Below are 4,937 nucleotides of genomic sequence, written 5' to 3' on the forward strand. Positions count from 1 at the left end.
TCCTGTTCGCGCTTTTCCGAAACCACTTTCCCGGCAGATAATTCAATAAAAGCGCGAACAGGATGGGAATCGGAAATCCGGCAAGAAGACCATATACGCTGATTCCTATCGTATTCAGAAGCAGGTTCCTGAAATTATAGCCGCTGAAGAATCTGGTAAAATGGTCAAATCCGACCCAAGGGCTGCCACTGAAACCGAGCTTTGGGATAAAGTCTTTAAACGCAATTTGTATGCCATACATAGGAACATAGTGAAAAATGATATAATACGCCACAACAGGCAGGATCATCAGATAAAGAATGGGGTTTTTTCTCATATCCTTTCCCAGCCTGAAAAAATAGCTCTTCTTTTTCTTTTTCATTGTCATTTCCGTATAAGTTGTTTTGGCTTGTGCCGGCATAGATACCCTTCCTTTCTAACCTGTTCCGTATTCAAAAGAGGCGGCGGACCGGGCATACGGCCATTCCAAAATGGCCACGGAAGACCTTGAGACTGCCGCCTGTTAAAAACCGGCGAAAACTGGCATTCAATTAGGGGAATGCCCTGTTCCGGCAGTTTTTAAAAAAAGGGCGGGCGCCCGGAAGAGTCTGCCCTTGTAACGGTTCAGACTATTGCCTTATCACTGCTTTATCGCTTCTTCATATGCTTTGGTATAAATCGTCATCAGTTTTTCCAGTCCCATATCTTTCAGCGTGGCAATATGCGTATCCCAGCTTGCGTCAAGCTCCTGCCGGCCTACGACCACTTCCGCTATATACTGGTCGACATATGGGTTGAGATCCGCAGTGGCACTGGCGACGGTCTTGCTGTCAGCGTCATTGTAATTCAAACTGGGAAATGGCTCTGCACCAAGTGCGACAGCTTTTGTATTAGCCTCGTTAACCTTTGCCTCATTTGGATCCGATACATTCTTCCCCCACAGTTCAGGCATAATCGACGGATGTCCGGCGGATCCTTGTATTGCGGCATTGGCACGTAGGATCCCGATATCGCCGAACTCACCTAAAACCCAGTCCCATGACCCGTCGTCGTTGATCTTATAGGTTTCATTTTCTACACCCATCCAGGCAAGCCGTCCGCCTTCTTCCGAATACCACTGATCCGCCCATGCTACGGCAATGTCAGGATGCTCGCATTTATCCGTCACCGCGAAGGCACCGGACCAGGCGCCTGCATTGGTGGGAAAAATACCTTTTCCAAAAGGCATAACAGCCGGATAGTTTTCGTCCCGATCTCTTCCTACCGTAAGGAATGCTCCTGAGTCGAAAAAGCTTCCGAGGGTGTCGCCGGAGGCACCGATTGCTTTTTGCTGATCCGGCTCAAGTGTAAAGGAATCCTTTGCCAAGAGTCCATCCTGGTAGAGCTTCCTGCAATATTTCAAAAAATCCTTAAATTTCTCGGTCGTTGCAATATACTGCAGTTTGCCGTCAATCAGGGTCTTATCGCCATAGTTGGTAATTCCGAAATACGGATAAAGCAACGTTACCTTTGTCCCTGTCGTACACATGAGCGGAATCTCGTCTGCTTCGCTGTTCCCGTTCGGATCCTCTGTTTTGAACGCTGACAGCACATTGTACAGTTCATCGGTGTTCGTCGGCATTTGCAGGCTCAATTTGTCAAGCCATCCCTGATTGATAAACAGGAGCGTACTTCCGGGTCCGGTATTGCCAACTTGAGGAAGGGAATAAATATTCCCGTCACCTGACGTCATAACCTGCTTAATCGGCGGTCTTTCCCCTAAAAGTTTTAAAATATTTGGCGCATTCTTATCTATTAGATCATTCAAAGCGATAAAAGTGCCCTGGCTTCCATATTTATCAAGTGTCGATCGATCCAGGCTTGTTTTCATAAACACATCGGGATACTGTTTGCTGGCAAGAAGAAGATTTCTTTTTTCCCCCAAATCCGCCCCTGTCACGGATTGAACGTCCCATTTAACATTTGTCAGTTCCTCCATCTTTTTCATAGCCAGCGTATTGTCCAGCGAGATGTCAAAATTGATTACCGACATCATCTTCATGGTAACAGGTTCAGAAAGGGGAAATTGGACCTGTTCTGACGAAGCGGCATTGGAAGCCTCTTCCGCGTCTTTCACAGGTTGACCGGTGGATCCGGAGACCTTTTTGTCGGTATTCGATCCGCAGGACATAGCGCCTAAGACCAGGATTATCGCCAATAACAAAGTGGCAGCTTTTTTCAGCATTTTCATGTAATCTCCTCCCATGTCACTATTTATTATCAAAGGTTCTTTTCCATTCAAACATTACCGAACAGCGCTGTTTTTTGATGCTTGAATTTACTATTGCCATTGTTTCAAAATGATGCCTGAAATTCAAGACACAATGTTTTTTGCTTTAAATGAAATATTGTATGGTAGCGCTGATGCTGTACGGCAGCGCCGTTGTCGGTGCAAATCACGATACCGCTCCTTTTTTTACCTGCATTCATAAAGATATGTACCGTGGATATGTGCCGCATGTACTGTATGTTCTGTTGCCATACAGGCTTGCCGGTTGCATCGAAACACCGTCGGAAGGACCCTTTTGCATCCTTTTTGATTCACTTGTCGACCAGCGGTTCCCTCATGTTCTTTCGATAAGAAGACGGCGATATCCCGCTTTCTTCCTTAAATTTCCTCCGAAAGCTTGATACATTATCATAACCGACAAGCGCTCCGATTTTCTCAATGGGATAATCCGTTGTAGACAATAATAGCCGTGCTTTCTTATAGCGAAGAGCCCACACATAGTTTGAAAAATTAACGTCAAAATCTCTTTTGAAAAGAGAGCTCATATAGGCGATACTGACATGGAAGTGGTCGGCAAGCATTGTTATGGAAAAATCAGATCGACAGAAGTTTTTCCTGACGAAGGCTTCGATCTGCGCAGTCGAAATGGTGCCGGAAGATTCCGAATACAGGATGTCCGTCATGGTATAAAAATTATTCAAAATCTCCTTTTTTGTTTGGGCATAATTGCTTTTTCTACACAGGTCAAGAGTTTGATTAATGATAGCGCGATACTTTTCGTACTTTACCGCACTGCGATTCATCGATGTGCCGATCAGCGTCGTGGTATCAATCAGGATACAACGAATGAATATTTCGGAATCATTGTCTGTATCAATGAAATCCAATAGTTCTTTCAGCAGGCGGAAGCTGTTTTCCGTATCCATTTGTTCGAGAGCGGCTGCCAATTGGTCAAACAGCCGATAGGAATAATTCCTGTCGTATTGATCCGGTTTTTCCGAAATGTCGTCATAACCGACAATACGGCAATCAAAACTCAAATAGCTTTCCGCCGTTGTTGCGTTACTGTACAAACGGGCAATATCAAACAAGCTTGCGGAACGGTTGCTAAAGGCAATCATACAGGGGATTTGAGACAGAAGGCCCTCCAAAGGATGTTTTAAAACAAGATCATCCGGATCCTTTTCCTCTTCCCAGGCCAATAAAAGAGAAACATGTTCCGGATCCGCTTCCAGAATGACAAAGGTAAACGCGTCCCTGAAATGGGACTGAATCCGTTCAATGGTATCATCTTCGGGAGAATCCAGAAACGTAATTTTAGCTACTGCCAAAATCAACTTGTTGCCGGCACTAAATAACTTATCGATACTGTCAAGCACTGTGTTCGAAATATTCTGTGAGATATATTTTGAGTTCAAAATGCTTTCGTGGATTACGGTTTTGTAGTTGTTCAGGCTTCTTCTTAAAAGCAGGTTAAGCTCTTCGGACTCCTGATAGGTACTGCCAAGCAAAGCAATATAGTTTGAAAGATGGCTTCTGCTCTTGGTAATGCGTTTTTTCAGCTCGTACAACGGAAAATATGTGATTTTCATCGAACAAAATGTCATGATAATCGCAACAACGGCCAAAAGCCCCACCGTCAGATAGGTATTTAAGAACACCGTGTCAACCAGGGACTGGATAAAATTTTTATCCATTGCCGCGTGAAAAACGAGTTCCGGATAGGTCAGCCTCAGGGTAAAAATGTCTTCGGAGGCTTCCGCCGACTCTTCCTTTACACCGGAAACGGGAGCGGCGCCGCAGGAAAGAATCGTACCGCCTGACAGATCGGTCAGTTCAACGCCGGTAATGCCCTTGGAAAGACAGGCATTCAGGACAGAGGTCAGTTCCTCCTGGTCCAGTACATAGATGACCCGGAAATCCGACGAGGAATTTTTGGGAGAAAAAAGCAGTAGGGTAGCGGTTCCGTTTGTGGCGGAATAAACTTTGCCGAAGGTGGTATCAGAGTCGTAATAGCTTTCGGGAATCAGTATATCATTTTCCCCGTACATGGTAAAATTAATGGAACCTTCCGCAACTCTGCACTGGCGGGTCGTCGAATAGGCTACGCCCCTTTTCCGGTCAAAATAAATAATATCCCGGGAAAAGATGTTCCGGGAACGGTATTTTGCCAGCTCTTTGACAATCTGGTAGCGCGAATAATCGGTATTACTGTTATACCTTGCGTTGATAATGTTCATATCCGAGGATAAAATCAGATTTGTCTTTTCAATCTCAAGAAAACCCTCCGAAATTCTGTCCGCAGCGTTGGAAATCTGAGCCCGGCTCTCCTGCAGATACTCTTTGACATACACCTGCTTCAATTGATGATTAATGATAAAGTACATACCAGTAATAACGATTATCAGAATAGCGGCATAAGAAAAGATATACTTTAAAATTGTTGATTTCAAAAACTCTTTCCACTTCATATTTTTTATCTCCAACTTAGTAATTTCTTATATTACACTATTATCACCATAAAATTATATCATATTTTATGAAACGTGTGTATATTATTGTATATCATCGGTAACATTCCATTGCCGATTCAATAAAAAAATTACCTCGAGAGAATCATGAATTCTATGAATCGGCAACGGGATGATTTCATCATAATATTGTAAAGCAATTGACATGCAGGTATAAT

2 protein-coding genes and 1 pseudogene are annotated in these 4,937 nt (G+C 44.0%); all 3 read right to left on the reverse strand.

The features are described 5' to 3' along the window. Nucleotides 1-361 (reverse strand): annotated as a pseudogene (locus tag Q0502_RS04070) (sugar ABC transporter permease); the annotation flags it as partial. Between the two features lie 258 nt (nt 362-619). Further along, complete coding sequence (locus tag Q0502_RS04075) at nt 620-2,224, reverse strand: extracellular solute-binding protein (protein ID WP_298647451.1); 1,605 nt, start codon at nt 2,222-2,224, stop codon at nt 620-622. 335 nt (nt 2,225-2,559) lie between these two features. Beyond that, complete coding sequence (locus Q0502_RS04080) at nt 2,560-4,719, reverse strand: response regulator transcription factor (RefSeq protein ID WP_298647454.1); 2,160 nt, start codon at nt 4,717-4,719, stop codon at nt 2,560-2,562. Between the last annotated feature and the right edge of the window lie 218 nt (nt 4,720-4,937).

The sequence above is a fragment of the uncultured Proteiniphilum sp. genome, assembly GCF_937873925.1.
In the GTDB taxonomy this organism is placed as follows: Bacteria; Bacteroidota; Bacteroidia; order Bacteroidales; family Dysgonomonadaceae; genus Proteiniphilum.

Excerpts from the sequence above, each read along its gene's own strand:
- Q0502_RS04075 (WP_298647451.1), bottom strand. The coding sequence starts at position 2,224 with ATGGGAGGAGATTACATGAAAATGCTGAAAAAAGCTGCCACTTTGTTA.
- Q0502_RS04080 (WP_298647454.1), bottom strand. The coding sequence starts at position 4,719 with ATGAAGTGGAAAGAGTTTTTGAAATCAACAATTTTAAAGTATATCTTT.